This window comes from Terriglobus albidus (assembly GCF_025685425.1).
Taxonomy (GTDB): Bacteria; Acidobacteriota; Terriglobia; order Terriglobales; family Acidobacteriaceae; genus Terriglobus; species Terriglobus albidus.
In genome coordinates, this window is sequence record NZ_JAGTAS010000049.1 from 143,853 (window position 1) to 169,367 (window position 25,515).

At 58.2% G+C, this 25,515-nt stretch carries 25 protein-coding genes; 8 read left to right on the plus strand and 17 right to left on the minus strand.

Annotated features, from left to right (window positions below; translation table 11 throughout):
* Positions 1-98: 98 nt before the first annotated feature.
* Complete coding sequence (locus tag OHL21_RS09505; RefSeq protein WP_263417024.1) at positions 99-530, minus strand: hypothetical protein; 432 nt, start codon at positions 528-530, stop codon at positions 99-101.
* 178 nt (positions 531-708) lie between these two features.
* Here OHL21_RS09505 and OHL21_RS09510 point away from each other — a divergent pair, with 178 nt between their 5' ends.
* Together OHL21_RS09510 and OHL21_RS09515 are read left to right on the plus strand one after the other, a co-directional pair.
* Positions 709-1,434 (plus strand): response regulator transcription factor, encoded by a 726-nt coding sequence (locus OHL21_RS09510; RefSeq protein ID WP_263417025.1) that lies wholly within the window; start codon positions 709-711, stop codon positions 1,432-1,434.
* Entirely contained in the window at positions 1,406-2,797 is a 1,392-nt protein-coding gene (locus OHL21_RS09515; protein WP_263417026.1) for an ATP-binding protein, read from the plus strand. The genes OHL21_RS09510 and OHL21_RS09515 overlap by 29 nt, the downstream gene beginning before the upstream one ends.
* A gap of 208 nt (positions 2,798-3,005) precedes the next feature.
* On the opposite strand, the gene OHL21_RS09520 is transcribed toward OHL21_RS09515, so the two are convergent.
* The 5 genes from OHL21_RS09520 to OHL21_RS09540 form a co-directional block, all read right to left on the minus strand.
* Entirely contained in the window at positions 3,006-5,651 is a 2,646-nt protein-coding gene (locus OHL21_RS09520) for an ABC transporter permease (protein WP_263417027.1), read from the minus strand.
* Between the two features lies 1 nt (position 5,652).
* The gene (locus OHL21_RS09525) at positions 5,653-6,018 is read right to left on the minus strand and encodes a PadR family transcriptional regulator (protein ID WP_263417028.1); all 366 of its coding nucleotides are present in this window, start codon (positions 6,016-6,018) and stop codon (positions 5,653-5,655) included.
* A 278-nt stretch (positions 6,019-6,296) separates the two neighbouring features.
* Entirely contained in the window at positions 6,297-6,893 is a 597-nt protein-coding gene (gene ruvA, locus OHL21_RS09530; protein WP_263417029.1) for a Holliday junction branch migration protein RuvA, read from the minus strand.
* 22 nt (positions 6,894-6,915) lie between these two features.
* Positions 6,916-7,188, minus strand: coding sequence for a DUF4407 domain-containing protein (locus tag OHL21_RS09535; protein ID WP_263417030.1), 273 nt, complete (start codon positions 7,186-7,188; stop codon positions 6,916-6,918).
* A 5-nt stretch (positions 7,189-7,193) separates the two neighbouring features.
* Positions 7,194-7,955, minus strand: coding sequence for a hypothetical protein (locus OHL21_RS09540; RefSeq protein WP_263417031.1), 762 nt, complete (start codon positions 7,953-7,955; stop codon positions 7,194-7,196).
* A gap of 22 nt (positions 7,956-7,977) precedes the next feature.
* On the opposite strand from OHL21_RS09540, the gene OHL21_RS09545 reads away from it, so the two are divergent.
* Positions 7,978-8,280 carry a hypothetical protein gene (locus tag OHL21_RS09545; RefSeq protein ID WP_263417032.1) on the plus strand — a complete coding sequence of 101 codons (303 nt, stop codon included), beginning with the start codon at positions 7,978-7,980 and terminating at the stop codon, positions 8,278-8,280.
* A gap of 379 nt (positions 8,281-8,659) precedes the next feature.
* Entirely contained in the window at positions 8,660-10,432 is a 1,773-nt protein-coding gene (locus tag OHL21_RS09550; protein WP_263417033.1) for a M20/M25/M40 family metallo-hydrolase, read from the plus strand.
* Positions 10,433-10,539: 107 nt separating this feature from the next.
* On the opposite strand, the gene OHL21_RS09555 is transcribed toward OHL21_RS09550, so the two are convergent.
* A complete protein-coding gene (locus tag OHL21_RS09555; protein ID WP_263417034.1) occupies positions 10,540-10,815 on the minus strand; it encodes a hypothetical protein in 276 nt (91 codons plus the stop codon).
* Between the two features lie 678 nt (positions 10,816-11,493).
* Between OHL21_RS09555 and thrS the strand changes: the two genes are divergently transcribed.
* Positions 11,494-13,524 (plus strand): threonine--tRNA ligase, encoded by a 2,031-nt coding sequence (gene thrS / locus OHL21_RS09560; RefSeq protein ID WP_263417035.1) that lies wholly within the window; start codon positions 11,494-11,496, stop codon positions 13,522-13,524.
* Positions 13,524-14,222, plus strand: coding sequence for a phytanoyl-CoA dioxygenase family protein (locus OHL21_RS09565; protein WP_263417072.1), 699 nt, complete (start codon positions 13,524-13,526; stop codon positions 14,220-14,222). Before thrS ends, OHL21_RS09565 begins: the two co-directional genes overlap by 1 nt.
* A 12-nt stretch (positions 14,223-14,234) precedes the next feature.
* Here the strand turns inward: OHL21_RS09565 and OHL21_RS09570 are convergent, their stop codons facing one another.
* From OHL21_RS09570 to rpmH, 7 genes are all read right to left on the minus strand, one after another.
* Positions 14,235-15,278, minus strand: coding sequence for a metallophosphoesterase (locus tag OHL21_RS09570; protein ID WP_263417036.1), 1,044 nt, complete (start codon positions 15,276-15,278; stop codon positions 14,235-14,237).
* A 420-nt stretch (positions 15,279-15,698) separates the two neighbouring features.
* Positions 15,699-16,310, minus strand: a complete 612-nt coding sequence (locus OHL21_RS09575) for a Jag family protein (RefSeq protein WP_263417037.1) — start codon at positions 16,308-16,310, stop codon at positions 15,699-15,701.
* 24 nt (positions 16,311-16,334) lie between these two features.
* On the minus strand, positions 16,335-18,071 hold the full coding sequence (yidC, locus tag OHL21_RS09580; protein WP_263417038.1) for a membrane protein insertase YidC: 1,737 nt from the start codon (positions 18,069-18,071) through the stop codon (positions 16,335-16,337).
* A 161-nt stretch (positions 18,072-18,232) separates the two neighbouring features.
* Positions 18,233-18,472 (minus strand): membrane protein insertion efficiency factor YidD, encoded by a 240-nt coding sequence (gene yidD, locus OHL21_RS09585; RefSeq protein WP_263417039.1) that lies wholly within the window; start codon positions 18,470-18,472, stop codon positions 18,233-18,235.
* Positions 18,469-18,825 (minus strand): ribonuclease P protein component, encoded by a 357-nt coding sequence (gene rnpA / locus OHL21_RS09590; protein WP_263417073.1) that lies wholly within the window; start codon positions 18,823-18,825, stop codon positions 18,469-18,471. The genes yidD and rnpA overlap by 4 nt, the downstream gene beginning before the upstream one ends.
* 129 nt (positions 18,826-18,954) lie before the next feature.
* The gene (locus OHL21_RS09595) at positions 18,955-19,338 is read right to left on the minus strand and encodes a cupin domain-containing protein (protein WP_263417040.1); all 384 of its coding nucleotides are present in this window, start codon (positions 19,336-19,338) and stop codon (positions 18,955-18,957) included.
* A gap of 18 nt (positions 19,339-19,356) precedes the next feature.
* The gene (rpmH, locus tag OHL21_RS09600; RefSeq protein ID WP_263417041.1) at positions 19,357-19,512 is read right to left on the minus strand and encodes a 50S ribosomal protein L34; all 156 of its coding nucleotides are present in this window, start codon (positions 19,510-19,512) and stop codon (positions 19,357-19,359) included.
* A gap of 435 nt (positions 19,513-19,947) precedes the next feature.
* Between rpmH and dnaA the strand changes: the two genes are divergently transcribed.
* Entirely contained in the window at positions 19,948-21,363 is a 1,416-nt protein-coding gene (gene dnaA / locus OHL21_RS09605; RefSeq protein WP_263417042.1) for a chromosomal replication initiator protein DnaA, read from the plus strand.
* Positions 21,364-21,722: 359 nt separating this feature from the next.
* On the opposite strand, the gene OHL21_RS09610 is transcribed toward dnaA, so the two are convergent.
* The 3 genes from OHL21_RS09610 to OHL21_RS09620 all read right to left on the minus strand — a co-directional run bounded on the left by OHL21_RS09610 (position 21,723) and on the right by OHL21_RS09620 (position 24,012).
* The gene (locus OHL21_RS09610) at positions 21,723-22,703 is read right to left on the minus strand and encodes a hypothetical protein (protein ID WP_263417043.1); all 981 of its coding nucleotides are present in this window, start codon (positions 22,701-22,703) and stop codon (positions 21,723-21,725) included.
* Positions 22,704-23,181: 478 nt separating this feature from the next.
* The gene (locus OHL21_RS09615) at positions 23,182-23,616 is read right to left on the minus strand and encodes a hypothetical protein (protein WP_263417044.1); all 435 of its coding nucleotides are present in this window, start codon (positions 23,614-23,616) and stop codon (positions 23,182-23,184) included.
* Positions 23,617-23,628: 12 nt separating this feature from the next.
* The gene (locus OHL21_RS09620) at positions 23,629-24,012 is read right to left on the minus strand and encodes a hypothetical protein (protein ID WP_263417045.1); all 384 of its coding nucleotides are present in this window, start codon (positions 24,010-24,012) and stop codon (positions 23,629-23,631) included.
* Positions 24,013-24,116: 104 nt separating this feature from the next.
* On the opposite strand from OHL21_RS09620, the gene mutM reads away from it, so the two are divergent.
* Entirely contained in the window at positions 24,117-24,911 is a 795-nt protein-coding gene (gene mutM, locus OHL21_RS09625; RefSeq protein WP_263417074.1) for a bifunctional DNA-formamidopyrimidine glycosylase/DNA-(apurinic or apyrimidinic site) lyase, read from the plus strand.
* Positions 24,912-25,515: the final 604 nt, after the last annotated feature.

Here is a 25,515-nt window from a genome sequence, read left to right on the forward strand (position 1 = left end):
GTTGCTGGGTATCCCGTAAGGGCCGTGCAGCGGCGTTTTCATTGCGGAAAACGCCCATAGATGCGGATGCTCTGGACTACACCTACAGGGAAAATGCTCTAGCGCAGAGCTATCGACGTTGTACTGCTTGTCCCACAAGCTCTGGCGTCGGAACGTCCGTGCTCATGTCCTTGAACCAGTTCGCTGGACATACCTGTTCCCGGAATCCGCACTTCGCTTAAGACGCTGCGACCGCCGCATTCTAAAAAGACGAGTTGTCCATGAGCTTCGCCGAGTTGTTGCCGGCCGGGACGCATCGCCAGCAGGCTGCGGTGGCCGGTCTTCACATCCACAAGCAACAACGAGAAAGTTCCGGAGGCCTGCTCGACGGTATAGACGCCGGCTGCCATGTCCTGCCCTCCGGCGGTGAACGCGAATGGGATATGAACGGTGATGCCGGAGTTGTACTGCGCTTCCAGCGTGATTGATGCGACGCTGCCAATCAGAAGCAGCAGCAGCGCTTGATATGCAATCGATGTGATTCGCCTCATGGTTTTCCTCGATTCAGCGGCGAGAGTGAAATGACTTTCTCTTGCCACATCTCGATTTCAGCGCCGCACCGAGGCCAGTGCGATAAAGGTTGGTAAAGCAAAGTTAAGTTGTGTAAAGACAGAGCGGGGCTGCGCTTTTATGGTCTAGCATCAAGCTGGAGGCCGCTGGCGTTGGAGAATGGATCGAGTTCTCATCGTCGATGATGATGTTCAGCTATGTAGTCTTCTGGCCGAGCGTTTAGGGACGGAAGGCTTCACCATCGAGGCTGTACATGATGGGCCTCGCGGACTTGAGCGGGCTCTCTCGAAAGAACATGCGCTCGTTGTTCTCGACGTTATGCTGCCCGGCATGGGAGGGCTCGATGTACTGCGCCGGCTGCGCAGGTCCTCGACTGTACCGGTACTACTGCTTACGGCGCGCGGTGAAGACTCCGATCGGATACAGGGACTGGAGATCGGTGCGGACGACTACGTTCCCAAACCTTTCAACCCACGGGAACTTATCGCCCGCATTCGTGCAATCCTGCGCCGAACGGCGAGAACTGTAACACCCTCTGGACCATTGGTGGTGGGAGATATCCGCATGGAACCCACAATCCGTGAAGCATGGTTAGATGGCTCGCCTCTCAACCTGACCAGCGTGGAGTTTACGCTGCTCGAGGTATTGATTCGCGGGGCCGGACAGATTCTCTCGCGGGAACAGCTCACCGAAGCTGTACTGGGGCGGAAGCTCGGACCATTCGACCGCGTCATCGATGTCCATGTCAGCAATCTGCGTAAGAAACTCGGGGTGGCACAGCACGGCCAGCGCATTAAGGCAGTCCGGGGCAGCGGATATCTCTTTATCTCGCGCCGCGAGGAAAGAAACGACCCCGATGAAAGAGGTGACCATGACACGCCCTAACCTCTTTCTCAAGATCTTTCTCTGCTTCTGGCTCACCGTCATCGCTACCGCCGTCGCGGTCGTTATCACCTTCATTGTCGAACCACGCAGTGTTCCTTCGCAGTGGCATGCGACCCTGACAGATACGGCACAATCTTCGGGAATGATTGCCGCGGCGATGTATGAGCAGGGCGGCAAACCTTCAGCGTCGGCATATATCGAACGCATTGCACAGGAGACACATCTGAAGGCATGCCTTCTTGATGCAACGGCGAACGCTATCGCGGGAAAAGATTGTGCGTCATTCCGTGATATGACAACGCGAGTGATCGCGACCCTGGCCACGTCACGGGCCTCAAGCTTCAATATGAAGTACGGCATCGCCCGCGTTGCCCTGGTGGTAAAGGGACAGAGCGGCCGCGATTACATCTTTGCCACCGAACTCCCTGCCGGTCCAAGAGCAGTTGTGGGTATCCATCGGGGAGCGGCGATTCTGCAGTGGAGTGTCGCTCTTTGTGTTTCGGGTCTTATCTGTTATCTGCTGGCGCGATACCTGACAGCCCCGATCCTTCAGCTACGCGAGGCATCGCAACAGCTCGCGGGCGGAAATCTGAGCACACGCGCGGCGCCCGCCATAAGCCTCAGAAAAGATGAACTTGGAGACCTGGTACGCGACTTCAATTCCATGGCTATGCGTCTCGAAGAGTTGATCTCGCGGCAACGCCAGCTTATCTCTGATGTTTCCCATGAGCTGCGCTCGCCGCTCGCACGCCTGAATGTCGCGCTTGATCTTGGGCGCGAACGAAAAGGCAGTGATCCTGCTTTCGATCACATGGAAGAAGACCTCGGTCTCCTCGACGAGATGATCGGCCGCTTGCTGACCATTGCGAAATTAGATATGTCGGCCCCGCAGGTTCCGATGACAAGCGTCGATGTCACTGCACTTGTCCGGCAGGTCGTCCGGAATGCAGAGTTCGAATCGCGCGAAGCGACCGGTGGTGTCCGAATGCTAGTAGAGGGGCAATGCTTCGTTCATGGCAACGCGGAGCTATTGCAGAGCGCCATCGAGAATGTCGTCCGGAATGCAATCCGCTACTCCGAGCCCGGTACCTCCGTGGAGGTCTCTCTGACATGCGATGGATCGTTTACTCGCCTGACGGTCAGTGACCATGGGCCTGGAGTTCCGGAAACCGAGCTGTCGCGTATCTTCGAGCCGTTCTATCGCGTGAAAGACGCCCGTGACCGCCAATCCGGCGGCGCAGGGCTCGGGCTGGCGATCGCCGAGCGCGTGATCCGGATTCACGGTGGAACGATACGCGCCGAGAACGCCTCACCGCATGGTCTGCAGATTGAGATGGTCTTGCCGCAACCTGCGAAGGAATGATGTCAATACCGCAATAGAAACGATGTTACCGTTCGTTCCAAAAACCATTCGAGCGTAGCTCGAACATCCCACTCATGCTTCGCATGAATGGGGCACCCAGAGTTGTGGTTGCTTTAGCGAATAGCGGCCAGATGATGCGGAAAGAGTTGTTCTCGGTCGGCGATGGTGGATACCTGCTTCAACGCAGTTTCCGTCCTTTTTGCTTAAATCATTCCGCTCGCAATGCCTGCATGGGATCAGAGCGCGTGGCGCGTAGCGCGGGCAACCAGGTAGCCGCCAACGAGACCACTACGAGCAGGACGGCGGATACTCCTAAGACAAATGGGGCGAGGCCACGCAAAAGGAGCGGAGACCCCCTCTGAACAAATCGGGCCAGTGCCCACATCCCGGGTTCTGCGATTGCGGCGCCGCAGAGAAGCCCGAGGATGGTATTGCGAACGGCCTGGAGCGTCACGGAACGGAAGATCGTCCGGCGACTTGCGCCGAGCACCATCTTGATTCCGAACTCGCGGGAGCGATGGTTGACGGCAAACGAAAGAACGCCGTAGACGCCTACGACCGCCATAAGTAACCCCACGGAAGCCATAAAGAGAATGATCCCGGCCAGCGAACTTATCTGCTCCGCGTTGGCTTCGAGAGATTCCCAGATGGTCTCCGGGGCAATGATCTGTGTGCGATCGAGAGCCTTCACCGTATCTCTTATCGCGTTTTCAATGGGCTTCGGGTCGCCGTAAAAACGCACATACATCCTACCTCCCGGCGCGGACGCATCGCGAAGCGTATAGAGACGCGGACCGTCGAGGACGTCGAAGCTTTCGGACCGGGTATCCGCTGCAACTCCAACGACGATGAGGCGGCGGTTATCGGGGGTAACGATCGACTTACCCAATGGATCGCCGTCAGGCCAGAACTCCTTTGCGAATGCCTGGGAGACGATTGCGACCGAATCGGCAGTCGGCGAGGTTGGATCAGCGGAGTTGAAGGGACGCCCTCTCAACAAAGGAATATCAAAGGTTGAAAAGAAGTTACTCGAAATATCGTCAACCGAGACAGGCTTGCCGTGTCCCGCTGTCTGCCCTGGAAGGCGAACCTCCTGCGGAGGAACCGGGCGGAATTGTCCAAGACTGGCATAGGCCAACGACTGCACGCCCGGCAGAGCAAGGATTCGCGACTCGAGGGTGCGGTAAAACGTGAGCGCGCCGGTACGGTTTGCAGCGGGTGTATCAACTGCCAGTGGCACATATATCGTGTGGTGGGTGTCGAAGCCCGCATTCACGCCGGTAATCAGGCTGGGCAGACGGCCGAACATCACAGCCACACACACAAGTACAAACCCCAGGGCGACCTGCACGACGATTAGTCCACTCGTGGTTCGAGAACGCACGGTAGCGGCGCTCTCCCGCCCCTTCAATGCAGTCAGCAGGTCAAGTTTCCATGCGGCGCGAATCGGCATGAGCGAAGAGAGGATGGTTGCCGCTGCGACGAGAGCAGCAAGATAGCCAAAGACACGCCAATCGGGGTGAATGAGCAATACAAATCTGGACTGATGTGAACCGATGGCATTCATGATCAACAACGGCACCCGGTAAACGAGCAGGATGCTGAGAGCTCCGCCGATGGTAGATGTAAGCAGGCTCTCCGCTAGCAGCATACGAGCGAGCTGCCCGCGACCGGCTCCCAGCGCGAGACGCGTTGCAATCTCACCGCGGCGTGTGACTGTGCGTGACAGGAAAAGCATCGTCACGTTGCAGCATGCCAGCAGCAGGATGAGTGTCAGCGGCCCCAGAATCAACGCCATCATCGCAACCACACGGTCGCGAATGGCCGGGTCTTCAATAAACGATCCATTTGTAAGAACGAGATTCGTCTTGCGATTGAAGGCAGAGGTATGGCGCTTCACGTAGGCGCGATCCTGCTGGCTCATGATGGTCGATAGCTCAGCCTGTGCATCGGCTCGCGAGAATCCTGAGCGTAGTCGGCCTGCCACGCCAAGCCAGGGCGCATCTGGACTATTGAGCAGATCTTTGCCCCGATCGAGCAGCGGCTCCATCGTGTAGGGAACAAAAATACCGCCGGGCAGGTAATTGGCCGCATCCGAGGAAACGATGCCGATGACCTGGAAGGGTGCTCCGTTCAGGTGGATCGTCTTTCCGATGATGTGGGAGTCGCTGCCGAAGTCGGTCGTCCAGGTCGCTTCGCTGAGCACCGCTACCTGCGCAGCGGAGCCGCGGCTACAGTCTCCGGAGACAAAAAATCGCCCGATAAGCGGGCGATCGACGCCGAAGACACGAAAGTAATTACAGGTGACCGTCTGCGCGGCATTCGGTCTGTTCCCCTCTTCGAGCACCACGGACGATCCCTGCGATGCGGCCACGTCTTCAAGCACCTTTGAGCGATCACGAATAGCGTCATAATCTTCCGTGGTGAACGGGGAATACTGATTCTCCCGCGTAGACCATCCCGTGTAACGCGCATAGACCTGAACGAAGCTGCCTGGATCTTTGAAGGTAGGCGGCTGCAGAAAGATCGAGTTCAATAGCGTGAAAACGCCTGCGTTGAGCCCGATGCCAAACGCCAGTGCGAGAATGGCGACGACGAAGAGCAGAGGCGCTCGCCGCACGGAGCGCAGGGCATAGCGAAGATCTTCCCAGAAGCGTTCTAGGGGCGCCAGACCCCAGGCTTCATGTGTCTGATCGCGAATGAGCGCAATATTCCCGAAGGCACGGCGGGCAGCGTCTGCCGCTTTCTCCGGTGGCACTCCGCGGTCGCGTTGCTCTTCTTCTTCGAGTTCAAGGTCAGAGAGCAGCTCTCGCTCCAGGTCATCATTGCGTTTTTTGATCTGCCACCATCGCATCTCAGCTCTCCTCACTGGTAGGCCACATCACGCGGGCAACGGCTTCCATCATCTGCTTCCACTGCGACTCTTCCACCTGGAGCTGTTTCCTGCCTTTTTCGGTCAGCCGGTAGTACTTGAACTCGCGGTTGCGGTCAGGAGCTGTCTCCCATTTCGAAGTCACCCAGCCTCGCCGTTCCAGGCGATGCAGCGCTGGATAGAGCGAACCATGCTGCATCTGCAGGAAATCGTTTGTCGTTTGCTGGATGTGCTTCCCGATATGGTGGCCGTGGGCTGGGCCATAGAGCAGAGTTCGGAGGATCAGCATGTCCAGCGTTCCCTGTAGAACTGCACTGCGTTGCTTTGTTTGGTCCTTGATGGAAGACATTCGACCCTCGATGATTGGCGATGGTAGATATCCGACTGTCAAAGTGTCAAGGGAGCGCCTGCGGCGCTCGTCGAAAGTTAAAAGTTGAAAGTTGAAGACGTACGGTGTGGTTTGTTGGATACCCGCGCCTCACGACACTTCTCAAAAAGCAGATCCGTACGGGATGACAAACGAAAAGACGTCGCGCACAGCGTGATCGGTTCGAACGCTGTGCCACGGCGAGAAAGCGGGTCCTTCGCTACGCTCAGGATGACACGTAAAAAACGCTAGCTGTCCGGCTAGCGGATGGCGGCCAAGGTGGCGCGGAAGAGTTGCTCGAAGTCGTCGGCGATGTTGGGTTCTTTCTTCAGTGCCGCTTCCATCGCCTTTTCGGCTGCCGGTTTCTGGTAACCCAGGTTGGTAAGGGCGGAGAGGACGTCTTCCGTTGCTGCGCCAGCCGGCAGAGTGGGGATCTGCGATGTGGGCAGGGCGAACTCTTCCAGCTTGTCCTTCAGCTCCAACACGACGCGCTCGGCGGTCTTTTTGCCGATGCCCGGTACCCTGGTCAGCGTGGCGTGGTCCTGCGCGCGAATGGCGGCGACAAGGCGCTGTGAGGGAAGGCCGGAGAGAACCGTCACGGCCAGCTTTGGGCCAATGCCGCTGACAGTAATCAGCTTTTCGAAGAGCTTCTTTTCGTCACGCTCGAGAAAGCCGAAAAGAGCAATCGCGTCCTCGCGCACATGGGTATGGATGTGCAGCTTCACCTCACGGCCTTCCTCGGGAAGGTGAGTGAAGGTCTCAATCGAGATGGTGACGTCGTAGCCCACACCTGAGGCCTCGACGATGGCCTGGTTGGGATGTTTGGCGAGGAGCATTCCGCGAAGGTGAGCAATCATGCTGGTTGCTAGTTCCTGGTTGCTAGTTGCTGGTGGTTCTGTCTGGAGGCAAAAGCCGTCCGATCACGAAACCGAGAATGGCGTAAAGGACGATGTTGGCCAGAAGCAACAGGGGCCAGAGTCTGGTTGCGTACGGCAGCCAGTGCGCGGGTGGACAGGTGATGGTGGTCACCAGGGTCCAGAAGCCGCCGAGAGGAATGCCGTAGCGGATGCTGTTACCTGCGGTCCACAGGCTGAAGGCGCCTGCGAAGAGGCCGAGGAAGGCGAAGACCGCTGTGATGATCTTCGTACGCATGGGGGTTAGCGGCGGCGGTACTTGATGGCGAACTCGTAGCCAGGGTTAGGCGGGAAGAGCTGGGCGACGAGCTTCAGGCGCTCGGCCAGCGCCGTGGGAGCCAGCAGCGGGTACTCACGCTCGCGGAGCTCGGCGTAGTCGAAGTCGATGGCCAGCGAAAGCAGATAGATGGCGATGGAATCGGCGAAGGCCAGCGCCGCAAAGTCACTCCTGGCCTTTTCGTCGTTATTGGTGCGGGCCTGCTTGCGGCTGTCGAAGGCGTCCTGGCTGGTCTCACCCCGGACATCGGCCTGGGCCTGCTTCCAGACAAGCTCTGAGAAGCTCTCGGGCACACCGGCCTGATCTACAAAGGCGTGGCCGACATTGATGAAGAACTCGAAAGCCAGGGCAAAGCGGTCGTGCATCAGGCGCGCTGAGATGAAGACACCCTCGGAGGTGCCAAAATCCACGTTGCGGTGGCAACTGGCGCGGTCGCCGAGCTCGGTCGTGAAGTCGGAGGAGATAAGAATGTCTTCGGGGGTATTGGCGCGGGTGGCGACATCGCCCCGCATCTCGGCGATCGCCAGGGGAACGAAGTAGTAAGCCTTGCGCTTCAGCGCGTCAGCCATGGCGGCGGGAACGGCATTGATGATCTGTTCCAGATCGGCGCCGGCGAGCTTGGCTTCTCCGTAGACCGCGTAGCAGACGCCGTTGCTTCCCTGGCGCACGGAAGCCTCCCGTGCCACCTGCGAGGCTGTAATCAGTTGCGACTGCACACGTTCCGACATCACGGTTTATTCTAAAGGAGCAATGATGACGCGGGCACAGCAAATCCCAGGGAGTTCACACGGCCGGATCTTCGGCGTTCCGTTCGGCGATCTGGGCTGGTTTGCCAGCCTGTTGATGACGCTGGCCTCCGGCTTTCTGGTCTTCTTCGCAGCGACCTTCGTGGGCATCTTCAGCCTGCTGTTCTACGGCGCCTTTACGCACAAAACGGTGAACTACACCGTGGCGTATATGAAGATCGGGATTCCAGCCGGCGCGGTGGCCCTGGTGGTGGCTGGCGGCTTCCTCGGTACCCTGTGGGTGAAGCGAATCGCACGCAAAAGCTAGTTGAAAGTTCCAAGTTGAAAGTTGAAGACGTACGGTATGGGGTGGGGTAAGGACCTTGCCTCCTCTCGACTTGTGCCTTGGCGCATGAAAACGCCAACACACACCCTTCCGGGATACCCAGCAACAGGGAAATACTCTAGCCGTTCCCTCTGGCAAGACGGAATGCGGTAATTTCCTCGACAATCTCGAAAGTTCTAAAAGGCGGTTCGCGCGTAGCCCGAATACCCATGTCCCTGAGAGACATATGGGGCACCCGAATTCGGGGCTGCCTTGGGACAAACGTTTTGCTGAAACACTTTCCGGCAGTGGTCCGTCCTGTTAGCATCCGTACACATCACCGCATCCCCTACATCTGGCGTTTCTTTCTGGAGGTTGAGTCATGCATTTTGTACGTTCTGTCGTGCGCTGGAGCTTGCCTGTAGCCGCTCTCAGCGTCTTTGCGCTGCCGTCTGTCGCGGCGGACAAAAAGCCTGTGGCTGCGCCTGCTGCCGCTACCGCCAAGGCCTGGGAGGCCGAGCAGCCCACCGTTGAGAAGATCGATCTCGATGCCTACATGCGTATCCGCGAGGAGGGTATGCAGCACGGACGGGTGATGCAGTTCGCCTCGGCCCTGGTAGACGGCATTGGACCCCGCCTGACCGGTTCGCCCAACATGGCCAAGGCCAATGAGTGGACCAAGGAGACCCTTACCAAGATCGGCCTGGAGAATGCGCACCTGGAGGACTGGGGCGAGTTCGGCATGGGCTGGCAGCAGATCAATAGCTGGGCGCGGATGATCTCTCCCGATCCGGAGCCGCTCTGGATCCAGGCCGCTCCCTGGTCGCCGGCGACCAAAGGCCCCGTGAGCTGTGAGGCTGTCCTGGTCGACATTCAGGAAACAAAGGACATCGAGAAGTACAAAGGCAAGCTGGGAGGTAAGATCGTGCTCTTCGGAGCTCCGCGAGCCGTGCCTGATCTGGACAAGCCTCTCTTCCGCCGCTACACCGATGACGAACTGAAGGAGATGGAGACCTATCCGGCGCCTCGCGCCGGCAGTCCGGCCTTCAATCCAGCAGCATTGGCAGAGCGTGCCCGTCTGCGCGCCGAGGCGTTGAAGATGATGACCGACGAGGGCGTAGCCGTGATTATCACGCCGAGCCGCGATGGAGCTCTGGGCGGTGGCACCGGCATCATCTTCGACGACAACGGGGCCAACCTGGTGCGTGGAGCACAGACGGCGGCCAACGCCGTGAAGATTCCCAATGCCGTGATGACCATTGAGAACTATGGCCGCTTGTCGCGTCTGCTGGCGGCGAATGTGCCCATCGAGCTCGAGGTAAATATCGAAGCGAAGTTCACCGGTGATCACGAGCACGGCTTCAATACGGTTGCCGAGATTCCAGGGAACGATCCCAAGCTGAAGGATCAGGTCGTCATGGTGGGCGGACATCTGGATAGCTGGATAAGCGCTACCGGAGCAACGGATAATGCCGCCGGATCGGTTGTCGCCATGGAGGCCCTCCGTATCCTGAAGGCGATCGGCTACAAGCCGAAGCGCACCATCCGCATCGCTCTGTGGACGGGTGAGGAGCAGGGTCTCTGCGGCTCGCGCGGCTATGTGCGCACGCACTTCGGCGGACCGGAGGGTCCTGCACCTGCCTGCGGCGCGGGCGGCGGCGGCCCTCAGTCGCGTGCGGAGCAGCAACCGCCCATCAAGACCACCAAGGAGTGGGAGACGCTGGACGGCTACTTCAACGTCGATAACGGCACGGGTAAACTTCGTGGCGTCTACACGCAGGAGAACTATGCCATCGGCAACGTCTTTGCGCAGTGGATTGCTCCGCTGAAGGATCTGGGCATCTCCACTATCAGCTACCGCAATACGGGCGGAACGGACCACCTGTCCTTCGATGCCGTGGGGCTGCCGGGCTTCCAGTTCATCCAGGACCCGATGGACTACGACACCCGTACCCACCACTCCAACATGGATACCTACGAGCGTCTGCACCAGGCCGACCTGGAACAGGCCGCGATCATTGAGGCGATCTTCCTGTACAACACCAGCGAGCGTGAGGCGATGCTGCCACGCAAGGCCTTCCCACATCCGGAGCTGACCAAGCAGAAGGATGCGCCGATTCCGGGACTCTTCCCAAACGCCATCGAGAAGAAGTAGCTTCTGAAACAACAAGACCCACGCCTGAGGGCGTGGGTCTTGTTTAAGAGAAAACGGGCGGAAGCACAAAGCCTCCGCCCGCCACTTCCTGGGAGAAGCGGTGATAGCTACGCAGCCTGGAAGGTGGTTGCCGGGGCGTTGCCCAAAAGGGCAGCGCCGGAGTACTTCGGCGAGCCATTCCATTCCGGCAGGTTGAAACATGCACCATGGGCATCCGTCCCGCGATTCGTGGTGTGCTGCGCCTTCAGAGCGGCGAGGATCTCCTCGCGGGCAGCTTCCCGCTCAGTCGGATTGGTGCGCTCCCAGAAAACCTGGAAGTATTGTCCGCACACGCTGCACTGAATATCGGTTGCCATCGTGGATGCTTTGCAAAGTACCTGCATTGTCCGCTCCTTAAAAAATCCTTGAACGACGTTCTCGTTCCTTCGATCTGTTCTGATTGACAACGTTGAATGTACGCCGTGAGATGGCCTCGCTCCATGCCACTTTGCGCGTTCGGCGATACATCGTTTGGGGGAGTTTTGAGCTGCGGGTGGTCTAACCGCGTCTCTACCACTATATAAAACGCCAACTCCCGCTTTTTTGTTGCCTCCAAACGGTTAATTAATTGTCTGAATTCTTATCGCATTACCGCTCCCGCGGGAAACGGGATCCTGCAGTGCTGCAAGTGCCATTGGTAACGGGTATGCCCCAAAATGGTGCTGCGAAAGTCGGCTCTCGCACAAAAAGCCGTATGGCATCACCAGGCTTCAGAGCATCGCGTACCTCCCGGGAGGGTAAGGCCTTAGTGCAGAGCGCTCATCGGCGTGTTTCTGTCATCCTTCGCGCCGGTATTCCGGCTCTCATGCAAAAGACGCAGTCTTCGCGAGATGGTTCAAAGCCGTCCAGGCAGGCGGAAAGCGGCCCGTCTACTCCTAGCGGGTATGCCTTGCGAAGTGACCTGACAATACACCCGGGGCCAGAGTGGCTGCAACTGTAATTTTTGGGGAATTTTTGGGCGCGGACGCGTTCCGGCACCCCAATCTCGACGCTATGGGAGTCGAACCAATATCCTGTTAAACGTGAGTCCTGAGAATATCCGCATCCAGCTTCCTGATGGTTCCGTGCGCGAGGTGCCCAAAGGCACCACACCGCTTGATGTCGCTAACGGCATCTCTCCGCGCCTTGCCGCCGCCGTGGTCGTGGCAAAGATTCGCCCACTGACGAACCCCAACGCGGAGACCACGGCCACCGAGACTGGCAGCGAAGACGCCATGTATGCCGCACACGAGAGCGGCGAGCGGTTAGTGGATCTCTCGGCCCCGCTGAACGAGGATGTCGCCCTGTGGCTGCTGAAGGAAGATGCACCGGAGGCGCTGAAGGTCGTCCGCCACTCGGCTGCGCACGTAATGGCGACGGCAGTGCTGGAGCTGTTTCCGGAGACCAAGCTGGGCCATGGCCCCGCCACGGATACCGGCTTCTTCTACGACTTCTATCGCGAAAAGCCCTTCACTCCCGATGATCTGGAGAAGATCGAGCAGCGCATGGCCGAGGTGGTGGCGCGCGATGAGAAGTTTGTACGGGAGTACGAGCCGCGTGAACAGGCGCTCCGCGAGTTCAAGGCAAACGGCGATTTCATGAAGCAGCACTTCGTGGAGAAGTTCACCAAAGATGGCGAGCAGGTCTCGCTGTATAAGAACGGGAGCTTCATCGACTTCTGCCGCGGACCGCATGTACCTTCAACGGGGCGCGTCAAAGCGTTCAAAGTGACGAACCTGGCCGGAGCCTACTGGCTGGGCGATGAGAAGAATCCGCAGTTGCAGCGCGTCTACGGCACAGCCTTCTACAACAAGAAAGACCTGGACGCGCACTTCAAGCACCTGGAGGAGATCAAGGCGCGCGATCACCGTGTGCTGGGCAAGCAGCTCGACCTGTATTCGATCCAGGAGGTCGCTGGATCGGGCCTGATCTTCTGGCATCCGAAGGGCGGCATCATCCGCAAGACGATGGAAGACTGGATGCGTGAAGAGTGCCTCCGTCGCGGCTACAACCTGGTCTTTACGCCGCACATCATGAAGCGCGAGCTCTGGAAGATCTCAGGCCACGACGGCGTGTACTCCAAGGACATGTTCCCGCCGATGGAGCTGGATGACGCAGAGTATCGGGTAAAGCCGATGAACTGCCCCGGCCACATCCTGATCTACAAATCCACGCCTAAGAGCTATCGCGATCTACCCGCTCGTTATGCGGAGCTGGGCAACGTGTACCGCTTCGAGCGCAGTGGAACCATGCATGGCCTGCTGCGCGTGCGCGGCTTTACGCAGGATGATGCGCATATCTTCTGCACGCCCGATCAGGTCAAGGGCGAGATTGAGGCGTGCCTTGATTTTGCCGAGTCGGTGCTGAAGACCTTTGGCTTCTCGGAGTATCGCGTGGAGCTGTCGACCCGCGATCCCAACAAGCCTGGTGAGTTCTTCGGAACTGCAGATGATTGGGCACACGCCGAGGGAGCTCTGCAGGAGGTGCTGGTTGGCCGCGGATTGAGCTTCCAGACCTTCCCCGGAGAGGCCGCATTCTATGGACCGAAGATCGATGTGAAGCTCGTCGATGTACTGGGCCGTCTGTGGCAGCTCTCGACGGTACAGTTCGATTTCAACCTGCCCCGCCGCTTCGAGCTGGAGTATGTCGGTGAAGATGGCGAGCGCCATCAACCGGTGATGGTGCACCGCGCTCTGTTTGGAAGCGTGGAACGTTTCTTCGGTGTGTTGATCGAGCACTATGCCGGAGCGTTCCCGCTGTGGCTGTCGCCGGTGCAGATTGGTCTGGTGCCAATCAGCGAAAAGCATCACGAGTATGCCGAGCAGGTAAAGCAGAAGCTTGAGGCCGCTGGATTGCGTGTGGAGCTGGATGTGCGCAACGAAAAGATGAATGCAAAGATCCGCGACTTTACGTTGCAGAAGTTTCCGTTCGTGCTGGTGATGGGTGACAAGGAAGCCGCCAGTGAGGCGGTAAGCGTGCGTACACGCGGCGTGGGCGACCAGGGCAGTGTATCTCTGGCAGAGTTCATCACGCGTGCGCAGGGGCTGCTGGAGTCGAAGTCGCCGACGCTGTGATGCAGATGGTGGAACAGGTTCGAGAGCACGGCTTCGCGATTGTCGAAGACGTGCTCTTGCCATTTCAGGTGAAAGCGTTGATTGACTCAGTCTCCACGGAGGCCATACCAGAGGCATTGCGCGGCGGTGTTCGCAACCTCATGGACATCGTTCCCGAGGTCCGCACACTGACAGAGTCTGAGGCAATGCGTGCGCTGGTGGCGCCTGTTCTAGGCGATCGTTTCACGATGGTGAGGGCGATCCTCTTTGATAAGACGCCAGATGCAAACTGGAAGGTGCCGTGGCATCAAGATGTCACCATTGCGGTACGCGAACGGATTGAGTGTGAGGGGTATGGACCATGGTCTGTAAAGGCAGATGTGCTGCAAGTACAGCCACCCGCGGAGATTCTGGAACAGATGATCTCGGTGCGGCTACATCTTGATCCTTGCCCGGCAATCAATGGAGCGCTGAAGGTTATTCCTGGCTCGCATCGTAGCGGAAAACTCAGTGTGGCGGAGACAGAAAAACTGACGATGCAACAGGCTGTTATCTGCGAAGCTTCGCAGGGAAGTGCACTGTTAATGCGGCCATTGCTACTGCACGCATCATCTCCATCAGCCTCTCCGCATCACAGGCGCGTGATTCATCTGGATTACGCGGCCGTGAAATTGCCATGCGGACTCGAATGGCGTGAAACGCAAACACTCTCGCTTTAGATGGATCGCTGGTCAGAGAATCGTGACCTTGTGATCGGTGGTCTTCGTAAATGCATGTACGACATTCCCGTTGAGATCGACGTGTCGTAGTGTCATCAGGGAAGGTGTCACCGTCACATGGGTGAAGCCGTTGATCTGTACAGCGTAGGGGCCGCGCACTGACTCATCGATCATGATGCGATATAGCGGAGCACCGCCGCCGCCGGAGAGAACGAAGGATGTGGGGTGGCCGGCAAACTCCAGGTGCTGCAGGTCATGATCGTGTCCACACAGATAGACATGCGCGCCGGAGGAGCGGAGCAGCGGATCCCAATCCTGCATCAGGATCGGCGAATCGCCATACATGCCGTTGGAATAGATCGGGTGATGTCCTAAGGCCACCAGAAAAGGTGTGGTGAGCGGCTTCGCCAGCTCATCTTTGAGCCAGGCCAGTTCGTCGAGACGTTGCTGTTCCGTCATGCAATAGAACGTACCCTTACGGGTAACGTCGTTGCCGAATGGCATATTGCTGTCCAGGGCAAGGAAGGTCACGAGCGGGTTGGCCGCCGGCCAGGCGACGCGATACCACTGTGACGGCATCGTCCAGCGAGTGCCTGCCTTTCGGGCGTATTCCAACTCGGCCGGGTATTTGGGGATGGGCAGGTATTCATAGTCGTGATTTCCCGGGATCGCATACACGGGACAATTGAAGACGCCGGCGGGATACATCTGTTCAAACTGGGTCTGCCAGCGTTTGTCGTTCGCGCCGTCCTCCATCGGCGTATAAAAGTTATCGCCGATCATCAGCATGGCGCTTGCGGTGATGTTCTGTTGTGTGACATAGTGCTGCATCGCAGTAGCAACCAGGGCCTGATTGGCATCGCCGGTTCCCCAATCGCCGATGACAAGGAAGTCCGCGGTCGCGGCATTGCCCGGATGCTGGTCTTCCGGATGCGAGCCGGAACCGCATCTCAGCAGTGGACTCGTAACTGCCGCAAGGGCACTGAATGCAAATGTCTGCTTGAGGAAACGCCGTCTGCTTACGACGGGTATGTCGGGATGGTCCCGCACAGCCATAGAACCCACCCGGAAAGCAGGACCTCGGTAGCGTACGAGAGAGGTATGTTGCCCCGCTCCGGTTACTGCTGTAAATAGATGCCGTCTATTGTTTTCAGGTGGCCGTAAGCTTGTGTTTTCAGCGCGGCGCCATCACCTGCTCGCTGCCGTATCGATAGGACCTACCGGCGTATCCGCGATAACCCATGCAACAGATATCCATGTCCGGAGCTCGCAATGAAACCCGTTCGCCGGTATCGACAAATTCGTTGTGGACCGGGGTGCCCTGGGAGAAAAGCAGATTTCTCGCTACGCTGCGAAATGACAAACAAAAGTGCAATGGCTCCGAGCGCTGAAGGGCCGGGGTCGCAGCAAACAGTCTAGAAACGAAAACAGGCGGCTATGATGGCCGCCTGTTTTTTAGATGCGTGTTTGTTCTGTTTAGTAGCGACGGCCGTAGCCGCCTCGCCCACCGCCGCTGCGTCCACCACCACCTCGTCCACCGCGGCCGCGGCCAAAGCCGGCACGGTCATCGCGGCGTGGAGCGCGAACGGTGCCCTGGTAGTCGGCTGGATACAGCACAACGAAGCGATCGCGGCCTTCGCCGCTGGACTCCGTGCGCAGATCGGTCTGTTCGCTCAACGCCATGTGCAGCATACGGCGTTCGCGGCTGCTCATGGGAGGGAAGCTGTAGGGGCGGTTGGTCTCGCGGACGCGTTCGGCGGCGTCTTCGGCGCTCTCGCGCAGGTCACGTGCCCGTTCGGCCTTGAAGCCATTGGCATCGAAGGAGATGCGGTCGTGCTCCTCGGGTTCAAGGCGCAGGATCTTCGCGGCGATGTGCTCGAGCGCACGCAGCCCCTCGCCATTACGCTCCGTCAATTGTGGAGCGTCGGGACCGGCAAGCTCGACATAGATGTCGCGCCGTTCGAGACCGTCCGGGTCAGAGGCTCCGGCGCCGGCGGTGATGCGGTACTTCAGACGCATGCCACCGGTGGTGGTCAGCGTCTGCACAAACGCAGCTACCTTCTTTGCAGCCTGAGAAAGATCTTCCATGGTTCTGTTCCTCGAGCGGCCGCTCTAGCGACGGCCCTGAATGGTTGCCGGCTGGCGACGGCGCGCACGCTTGGCTGCCAGCTGTTTCATCTCGCGGCCAAGGCTGGTGCGGTTCATCACCTGCTGCTGGATGATTCCGATAAGGTTACCGATTGACCAGTAGAGGGCCAGGCCGGAGGCATAGTTCCAGGTAATGTAGCCAGAGAAGGCCGGCATCATGAAGGCCATCATCTTCTGCTGTGCAGGATCCATACCCGGTGAGGGCGTATAGAACTGCATCAGGAACTGCGAGACGATCATGATGATGGGCAGAATGTGATACGGATCGGCTGCTGTGAGGTCATGCAGCCAGTACCAGTGCGCCCCGCGAAGCTCAACGACTTTGGGCAGCATCCCCAGGAAGGCGAAGAGTAACGGGAGCTGAATCAGTGTGGGCAGGCAGCCGCCGAAGACATTCACGCCCTCGCGCTTCTGCAGGTCCATAATCTCGGCGTTCATCTCCGCGCGCTTCGGATCGGTGACCTTGTACTTGGCGTACTTGGCCTTGATGGCGTCCATCTGCGGCTGGATACGCTGCATCTTCAGCGCCGACTGCATGGTCTTGTAGCGCAGCGGCAGCAGAATCAGGTTGATGATCACCGTGAGAACAATGATCGACCAGCCCCAGTTGGGAACGTACTTGTGTACGGCCTGCAGCGCGAGGAAGAGATACTTGCCGAAGAATCCGAAGAAACCGAAGTCGAGTAACGGCTCAAGCGTCGTCTTACCATCGGCAGCCTTGATGTTCTTCAGCACACTGACGGCCTTGGGGCCGGCGAAGATGCGCAGCGATGAGGCTCCACTCACATCACCCATGCCGGCGCCCAGCGACGGAAGAGAAAGGATGTTCTTGCCGTCGCCGTCTTTGGAGACATCGATCGGATGATTCAGCGTCACCACGCTTGCCGTAGCAGGGTTGTCCGGAAGAAAGATGGCGGCGAAGTGGAGGTCACTCACACCTGCCCAGTCAAATGGGCCATTCAGCGTGTTGCCGCCGCTTACCTTCTTGGCAGCGACGTGCGTCTCGCTGCCGTTCTGGGAGCTGTCCAACTGGTCGTAGGTGTGGTGCGATGCGTTTTCCTGATCACCGAAGCCCGCAGGCCAGGAGAGCAGGGCGCGAACCGGAGAGCCGTTCTGCTTCACCTCTATGCGTGAACCGAGGACATAGGTGTTGTCGAAAGTGAAGGTCTTCTTCACTTCGAGTCCGCCGGCGGCGTAGGTGAAGGTCAGGGTCGCCGGAGCGGTGATGTTGCCAGTGGCGGAGGCTACGTAGAGACCGCTGTTGAGCTTCGCCATCGCGCCGGTGTCATAGGAGTAGAGCGACAGCGGATAGCCGTACTTCGCGGCGGCGGTCTTGTGGACCAGGTCCAAAGGTGCGCCGTGGGAGTCCTTGTAGTCCTTGAGGATCCAGTGGGTCACCTGGGCTCCTCGATTGGTGAAGGTGATGCGGTAGACGGCATTCTCGATCGTCGTCGTCTGCTCACCTTCAGCGGCAACCGATGCCGCAGTGGGACTGGTTACAGCAGGCGTGGTCGCCTGCTGCAGGGCCTCCTGGTGTTGCTGGGCCTGTTGCTGCTGCGCGGGGGTGGCCGGCGTAGGCTGCTTCTTCGGGCCGAAGTAGCGAAGGCCAAAGAATACGCCGAGAAAGACCACCATCATCACCAGCATTGTGGTGGAGCTGCCGGCGTTTGCCTGCTGATTGGGATTCTTGATTTCTGCCAAGGAGACTTCGACTCTCTTCCTGAGTAGATCCTGCGAGCGGGCGCGTGATTTTAGGCGCAAAATCGCTCATTTCCATTGTATTGGGGAAGGGAATTGTTTGCTCGCATACGGTGCCTGAATACACACTACGAAACGCACCATTCATGGGGCAGTGATTGTTTTTATCGTGCGTGCTTTGTCTTTGGAACCGGGTCCAGACCGCCTTTACTGAAGGGGTTGCAGCGGAGAATCCGCCAGACCGCAAGCGCAGTGCCTTTGAAGACACCGTGGCGATAAAGGGCGACCTCCGCATATTCGGAGCAGGTGGGCTGATATTTGCAGTTGCCGAGGCCGAAGCTGTGCAGCAGGGGAGAGAGCGTCCAGCGGTAGAGCGTAAAGAGACCGCGGAGCAGCCAGCTCATGACCGGACCCTGGAGGTGGCGCGCTGGACGGCACGGAAGACGTCGGCGACATCAGCCTTCAGCTTTTCGAACTCGACCTCGAGTACGGTGCGCCGGGGATGCAGGATCACGTCGACCGGGGAGGTGAGCAGGGCGGCATTGGCTCGTATGGCGGCACGGAGCCGGCGCTTGATGCGGTTGCGGTCGTGCGCCTTGCCCATAACCTTGCCGACGGTCAGGCCGACGCGCGGACCTGTGCCCTCGTCCTCGCGGGGAGCGAAGAAGTAAGCCATCTGCCGGGCGTGCTGCTTGCGGCTGCGGCCGTACACGCTCAGAAAGTCGGCGTGTTTGCGAAGGCGGAGATCGGCGTACATAAAAAGCAATTCTCCTAATACTGTAGCTCTCGATAAAGTCGGCGAATGCCGTTTTCTTCGAGGGAAACGGCGCAAACAGACAGGACTCCGCTCGACATCATTGGGAGAATTGCTTTAGGGTTCGGTTCCTCAGAGCGGACGGAGCTGTTCTTCCAGGGTGCGTGCCCGGTCGGTCTTCTCGCCACCGGCATGCGCGGTGGTGACGGTCTCGATGAGCACGATCCAGGTCTCTTCTTCGGCGGCGGTGTTGTGGCGGATGCCACGGGGCACCACGAAGAACTCGCCGGGACCGACGAAGACCGGGCCGCCGTCGGCGGCTTCACGGCCGATACGCAGGCGTCCGCGGAGGACGAGAAACATCTCGTCCTCACGTTCATGCGCGTGCCAGGGAAACTCTCCCTGGATCTTCGCTACCTTGATGTACTGGTCATTGACCCGGCCTACGATACGCGGCGACCAAAGCTCGGTCAGCTTCGCGCATGCCTGCTCCAGCGAGATGGGGCCGGGCTGCATGGGAAGAACGGGGTAAAACTAGTCGCGGTAACCGGCGCTGACGGCGATCTTATGACGGCCCTTGGCGCGGCGGCGGCTCAGAACGGCGCGTCCGGCCTTGCTGGCCATACGGGTCAGGAAACCATGAACCTTCGAGCGGCGGCGGCGGTTGGGTTGAAAGGTACGCTTGGGCATGGGATAGCCTCTCCTACATCAAATCCTTGAAGTTGCAACAGCTTTTTATTCTACCCTGATTTCCACTTTCGGCCAAGCTAAGTCTGCCTTTTGGACTCAGATTCGTTCACACTTTTTGAGCACCTGGCGGAAGTTTCACAATGCATGGTGCAACTGAAAATTAATTGGTGAATGCCGCTTGAATTGGTCCCGGTTCAGCGTGCTACTATCGGCACTGTTCGATAGAGACACGACAGTTCATCGGCTGTCTTTTTCACCACGCAGGACCCTCAACGAAACAACCTCTCGCGCAGCGCAGCGCGGAGCTTCCAGGCAAACGTTCTCCCCCCTCACCCGCATGAGATTTCCTCAAGCAGGCAAGGATGGTCGTTTGCTGTTTCTTGCTCTTTCAGGGTCTCGTTGTGCCAGACAGCCGTTCGGACCGATAGGAAAGACATGTCCTTTGCACCGACTGCTACCGTTGTTTTGAATCACTGGGTCCGTATTCTTGAAGCGTTGCAGAAGAAGGTGAACCGGCAATCGTACGACACCTGGTTCAAGCCCACACGCTTCTCCCATATCAACGGCACGACCCTGTACGTCCGCATCCCCTCGACTGAGTTTCAACATGTAGGGGATCGTTATGAAAATCTGATCATGGAGGCAATCGACAACCTCGGCCTCGAGGTTGAGAAGGTGCTCTTCGTGACACCCCAGGAAGACCCCTCGCTGCCCAAGGTGCGCGAGGACGGCGGATTTGCGCCACAGCCTGACCGCTCGCTGACCAATGCACGCAACAACAATGCCCGGCAGAGTACGAATCTTCCGGAGCAGTCTCGCTTTGACTGGAACACGGCAGCGCAGCTGAACCCGCGTTACATCTTCGACGGCTTCGTTATCGGCAGCGGCAACCAGTTCGCCCACGCAGCCGCGCTCGCGGTGGCGGAGCGTCCTTCCAAGGCATACAACCCCCTCTTCCTGTACGGCGGCGTGGGTATGGGCAAGACCCACCTGATGCAGGCGATCGGTCACGAGGTGAAGCGCCGCAATCCCCATGCAGCCATCAGCTACGTCTCGGGTGAGAAGTTCACCAACGAGATGATCAACTCGGTGCGCTATGACAAGATGACCAGCTTCCGCGACAAGTATCGCAACGTCGACGTGCTGTTGATCGACGATATCCAGTTCCTGGCCGGCAAGGAGCGTACGCAGGAAGAGTTTTTCCATACTTTCAATGCATTGCACGAGTCGATGAAGCAGATCGTCATCGCATCGGATCGTCCGCCCAAAGAGCTTGCCGATTTTGAAGACCGTCTGCGTTCGCGCTTCGAGTGGGGATTGATTGCCGACATTCAGCCGCCCGATCTCGAGACCAAGGTTGCCATTCTGCAGAAGAAGGCCGAGAGCGAGCACACGCCGCTGCCGACCGATGTGGCATTGTTCATTGCATCGAATGTGCGCACTAACGTGCGTGAGTTGGAAGGCGCACTCGTACGCTTGATCGCATGGTGCTCGCTGCATGGCGTAGAGATCACACTGCCGACAGCGCAGCAGTGCCTGAAGCAGTTCATCGATACGCAGGTGCGCAAGATTACGATCGAGGCGATTCAGCGCGCGGTTGCGGAGCAGTTCGGTATGCGCGTGGCGGAGCTGAAGCAGAAGAACAACTCACGCCAGATCGTAGTTCCGCGCCAGATTGCGATGTATCTCGCAAAGCAGATGACCGAGGCTTCGCTTCCTGAGATCGGCCGCCAGTTCGGTGGCAAACATCACACCACCGTAATGCACTCGATTGCGAAGATCGACGAGCAGCGCCGGACGGATAAAGATCTGAACCGCACGATCAACAAACTGATGGAGACGCTGAACTGAGAAACGAGCCACCAAAAGGTGGCTCGTTTCAGTTGCTAGTTGCTGGTTCCTGGTTGCTAGATAGGGCGCGACGAATTCGATTGATCTGAGACCGCCAGAGCATGGCAGAAATCGGTGGGAGCAGCGGGCTTCAACCCGCTGATAAAGGCGTAAAAGTAGATGGGCTTTAGCCCTGGGTCTTCTTTGTCTGACAGGAAAAGGCCCGGGGCTAAAGCCCATTTTTTATATTGAGCCAATAGACCGAGGGCTGAAGCCCTCGGCTCCCACCTGTTCGAGCTACGCTCGATATCTTCGACATAAGCTTCGCTTGAATTTCCCACCCATTGCGATGCAATGGATGGGGCACCCAGTGTAATGCGTTATGGAGCATCGTCGATTGGAGCAGTACCTATAGGGTCCGTAATGATCCTCACGTTTGCCTTATAGAGGCGGTAGTTGGAGTAGCGGTGGATCTCTCCGCCGTTATGGGCGTTCATGGTCCACAGAAGTTCTACGCGGCGGGGAAGCCATAGCCTTTCCTCCAGGCGGGGCAGATGGATCTCGGAATATTCCACGGTGGACGTAAGACGGGTAGTACTGATCTGCGGCAGAGGTGTCAGAAGGTCGGTGCGGATGCGGAGAATCCGTGATGTCTCTTCGTCGACCCAGACAATGCCCTGGTGCAGCATCGGAACGTCGCCGTCCACACTGCGGATGAGGCCCGGGATCTTCACGCGCTCCGGCACCTGCGCAAACGCAATTACTGCTGCTTGCCGCCCGTGGATCTTCTGCGTGCCGAGATAGCGGAATCTCTGCTCTTCGAGGATGCCAGGAGTAAAGAGGATCCAAAGACCGCTGAAGCCGGTAGCCTGTGGCGGCAGGATCGGGTCTTTCGAGGTACCCATCTCTTTGCGCGATTCTTCGAAGATCTGGAGATCATCGGAGGGTTTTCTGAGGATGACGAACTCGTAGCGCCGTTCCGCTTTAAGCACCATTTGAGATGAGGTAGCGGCCAGCCGTCCACGGCTTTGAACCTGCATGCTTTCTTCCTCGAGAGCAATATCCTCACGAGCTACGAGATTCGGAATGCGAGGCAGTTGCGCGGAGACGGACTCACCCATGCGTTGCAGCAGAGAACTGAGTCCGGTCTGATCGTCGTCGATCTTCAAGCCATCCAGATCATCGATCTGATGCTGCACCTTTTTGATCGGCAGATCGAGATACGGCTGCGCCTGCCCGTAGATCTCGATCACCTGCTGGTGTATCCGATCGCTGGCCATCTGCGCCTGGCCACTGGTCTGCGCAGGAGCAGGCAACACGGTAAACAGGCCGACAGCCAGAACTTGGAAAGCGAATCGCATGGATTAACAGGTGACGTCCTGGTTGTCAATTAAGCTTCAGTTTCCTCATTAAGGAAAAACCTGTGGAAACCGAGGATAATACGCTTTTTCCTACACCCTTGTGGAACACGGGCCATTAACGAATCCCAGCAATCACGCGGGCTGGACCGTGATTTCCGTTAAACACATCCTGTCTTTCGCACTGTGGATCGCCTGGTGGTGTGGAGAACGGGGATTTAATGGTCGTTCCCATAGCTCTGAGGGGGTAAACGTCCGCAACTTTCGTATAACGAGGACACGTTTTCTAAATCGGGACACAGACTGAAGTAACTGAAACTAAGTCGCTTCAGCCTGTTATCCACTTTTCCGCGACAAACGGTTAAGACTACGGAATAACTCTTATCTTTCAACTACAGTTCTTAAAGGCATCCTTACCTGGAAGCTCAGTGGAAGAAAATCAGGTCCTTCGCCTACGGCTCAGGATGACAAAAGACACCGCCTATCGGCTGGCGACTGCGGGACCTTTTGTTCCCACCTTCATCACGGCGCGATCGACAACCACGTAGAGCAACTGGTCTGGATCCTTTCTGGCTTCCTTCTTGATCCACTCGCCTGCTTTCTGACCGGCGGCTTCGTTTTCCGGCAGAGTGAGTCCGCGCTTCTGTGCGCTTAGCTCTGCGAGCTGTTTGACCATGTCGAAGAAGCGGTCTTCGTTGCGTCCGCTCTGCACCCAGGCCTCGTGCACGGTCAAGGGGAGCAACTGTTCGTTGGTCAATCCGGTGGTGTATTCCCCGGGATGGCTCATATTCGGGTTTTGAGAGGTTACGGAGGGCTTCGGCTCCTCGCCGTTCATCCGCTGCGTTCCGCTGACTCCTTGGGCTACTACGGCCGCAGGAATCGTCATCAGGAATGCTGCCAACACCATCGTCTTCATCGTGGGTCTCCTTTACCGGTAGCCGTAGCGGTAGTCGCGATAGTCGCGGGAACGGTCGCTGCGGCGCTTGTTCTGGGCGGCTTTGCCGGCAAGGGCGCCGACACCCGCACCGGCGGCACCGCCGATGAGTGCACCTTTCATGCCGCCGCCGAAGACAGCTCCAAGAGCAGCCCCACCGGCTCCCCCGATCAAAGCGCCCTTTCCGGGGCCGATGCCGTGATCTTTGCGCTGCTCATAGTAGCGGCGGTCGTAGCGGTCGTCGTAGCCGTTGCGGGAGTAACTGCGGCGTGCTCCGTCATAGAAGCGGCCGTGGCGGTCGTACTGCTGGGAAAATGCCGGTGCGGCCACAGGGGCCAACATCGCCGAGCAAAGTATCAGGGTTGCGAGTCTGCGCATCGCTTTCTCTCCTTTTGAACCGTGAGGGCGCCAGAAGATCTGGTCGTCCCCGGTTCAGAGAGCGTGAGATGCCACGTCAGGGAGAAATGCTGTCTAATCGAGAGGTGCCTGAGCTTCCCGAAGTCGAAACTGTTGCGAATGGGCTACACGAACGTGTCTCTGGAGACACGGTAGTCAGCGTGTGGCTGGGAGAGAAGCCGGAGCCTCTCAAGTCGCCGGCCGACGAGATCGCGGAGACCCTGAAGGGAAAGAAGATCGAGCAGGTTCACCGGATCGGTAAGACTGTGGTCTTCGAGCTTGCCGGAGGAGCCCAGTTCCTGGTGCACCTGGGGATGACAGGCCGGCTGCTGGTGAATGACAGCGATGTTCCGTTACCTCCGCATACGCATGGTGTGCTGCACCTGAAATCGGGCCGTGAGATTCGCTTTATCGATCCGCGGCGGTTTGGCCGCATGAGCGTGACGCGCGGCTATACCGGGCCTGGCAAGGAACCGTTGAAGATCGGCATCGACGAGTTTGTAGAGCTCTTCAAAGGCCGCAAGACGCCGATCAAGAGTGCGTTGTTGAACCAGAAGCTGCTGCACGGCGTCGGGAATATCTATGCCGATGAAAGCCTGCACCGTGCCGGGATTCGGCCGACTCGTCAGGCAGGGCGGCTGAAGCGGGTAGAGTTGGAGCGCCTGCACAAGGCTGTGAAGGCGGTACTGCAGCATGCGATCAAGCTGGGCGGATCGTCTGTTTCAGACTACGTGGACGCGGACGGGATGCGGGGATTCTTCCAGTTGGAGCACCGGGTGTACCTTCGTACCGGCGAACCTTGCCGGACGTGCAAGACGCCGATCAAGCGTCTGTTGTTGGCGGGACGGGGAACCCATTACTGTCCGCTGTGTCAGAAATAGCTCACTCCGAGGGTAGTTCTATGGAAAACCGTAGAAATAGCATCTATGACATTCCAAAGCAAATAGAACGGGTTCCCAGGATTATCTCTAAGTTATTGAATTTATAAGGAATAACAGTTTGGCACGGGCCGTGCTTATAGGAAGGGTGGTTCGCAGATGCGCGAGACGCACGCACCGAACGAGCCGGAGAGATATCACAGCCCAAAGAGGCTTTGTGAACCCCGGATCGGTTCTGGTTCCTGGTTAGGAACCACTTTATGGGAGGCCAGTGATGGCCATTACGAAAGGCTACCGGGGCGGTAGCCTTTCGTCGTTAAGGGGAGTGACTTGCCAAGCACCTCCCCCTCGGGTAGTATGGTGTTGCCTATCGGAAGGCTGAGAAGGCTGAGGCCGTGATCGACTCTTTACTCCTAGGGGAGCGATTTGAACGGCCCGCCAGGTTCCAAATTCTTACAGGCAGATAGACAAAGGTTTCACCAAGACACTGGTGTGCCAAAGGGTTGTGGGGAAGCGCCTGCATGAACTGCCGGCGAACGCAGCCGAGATAAGACGAGACGAAGTTCCTTTCGAGTAGAACTTGAGACTGTTTTCTCCGAGAAAGATA

Excerpts from the sequence above, each read along its gene's own strand:
- OHL21_RS09505 (WP_263417024.1), bottom strand. The coding sequence starts at position 530 with ATGAGGCGAATCACATCGATTGCATATCAAGCGCTGCTGCTGCTTCTG.
- OHL21_RS09510 (WP_263417025.1), top strand. The coding sequence starts at position 709 with ATGGATCGAGTTCTCATCGTCGATGATGATGTTCAGCTATGTAGTCTT.
- OHL21_RS09515 (WP_263417026.1), top strand. The coding sequence starts at position 1,406 with ATGAAAGAGGTGACCATGACACGCCCTAACCTCTTTCTCAAGATCTTT.
- OHL21_RS09520 (WP_263417027.1), bottom strand. The coding sequence starts at position 5,651 with ATGCGATGGTGGCAGATCAAAAAACGCAATGATGACCTGGAGCGAGAG.
- OHL21_RS09525 (WP_263417028.1), bottom strand. The coding sequence starts at position 6,018 with ATGTCTTCCATCAAGGACCAAACAAAGCAACGCAGTGCAGTTCTACAG.
- ruvA (WP_263417029.1), bottom strand. The coding sequence starts at position 6,893 with ATGATTGCTCACCTTCGCGGAATGCTCCTCGCCAAACATCCCAACCAG.
- OHL21_RS09535 (WP_263417030.1), bottom strand. The coding sequence starts at position 7,188 with ATGCGTACGAAGATCATCACAGCGGTCTTCGCCTTCCTCGGCCTCTTC.
- OHL21_RS09540 (WP_263417031.1), bottom strand. The coding sequence starts at position 7,955 with ATGTCGGAACGTGTGCAGTCGCAACTGATTACAGCCTCGCAGGTGGCA.
- OHL21_RS09545 (WP_263417032.1), top strand. The coding sequence starts at position 7,978 with ATGATGACGCGGGCACAGCAAATCCCAGGGAGTTCACACGGCCGGATC.
- OHL21_RS09550 (WP_263417033.1), top strand. The coding sequence starts at position 8,660 with ATGCATTTTGTACGTTCTGTCGTGCGCTGGAGCTTGCCTGTAGCCGCT.
- OHL21_RS09555 (WP_263417034.1), bottom strand. The coding sequence starts at position 10,815 with ATGCAGGTACTTTGCAAAGCATCCACGATGGCAACCGATATTCAGTGC.
- OHL21_RS09565 (WP_263417072.1), top strand. The coding sequence starts at position 13,524 with ATGCAGATGGTGGAACAGGTTCGAGAGCACGGCTTCGCGATTGTCGAA.
- OHL21_RS09570 (WP_263417036.1), bottom strand. The coding sequence starts at position 15,278 with ATGGCTGTGCGGGACCATCCCGACATACCCGTCGTAAGCAGACGGCGT.
- OHL21_RS09575 (WP_263417037.1), bottom strand. The coding sequence starts at position 16,310 with ATGGAAGATCTTTCTCAGGCTGCAAAGAAGGTAGCTGCGTTTGTGCAG.
- yidD (WP_263417039.1), bottom strand. The coding sequence starts at position 18,472 with ATGAGCTGGCTGCTCCGCGGTCTCTTTACGCTCTACCGCTGGACGCTC.
- rnpA (WP_263417073.1), bottom strand. The coding sequence starts at position 18,825 with ATGTACGCCGATCTCCGCCTTCGCAAACACGCCGACTTTCTGAGCGTG.
- OHL21_RS09595 (WP_263417040.1), bottom strand. The coding sequence starts at position 19,338 with ATGCAGCCCGGCCCCATCTCGCTGGAGCAGGCATGCGCGAAGCTGACC.
- rpmH (WP_263417041.1), bottom strand. The coding sequence starts at position 19,512 with ATGCCCAAGCGTACCTTTCAACCCAACCGCCGCCGCCGCTCGAAGGTT.
- dnaA (WP_263417042.1), top strand. The coding sequence starts at position 19,948 with ATGTCCTTTGCACCGACTGCTACCGTTGTTTTGAATCACTGGGTCCGT.
- OHL21_RS09610 (WP_263417043.1), bottom strand. The coding sequence starts at position 22,703 with ATGCGATTCGCTTTCCAAGTTCTGGCTGTCGGCCTGTTTACCGTGTTG.
- OHL21_RS09615 (WP_263417044.1), bottom strand. The coding sequence starts at position 23,616 with ATGAAGACGATGGTGTTGGCAGCATTCCTGATGACGATTCCTGCGGCC.
- OHL21_RS09620 (WP_263417045.1), bottom strand. The coding sequence starts at position 24,012 with ATGCGCAGACTCGCAACCCTGATACTTTGCTCGGCGATGTTGGCCCCT.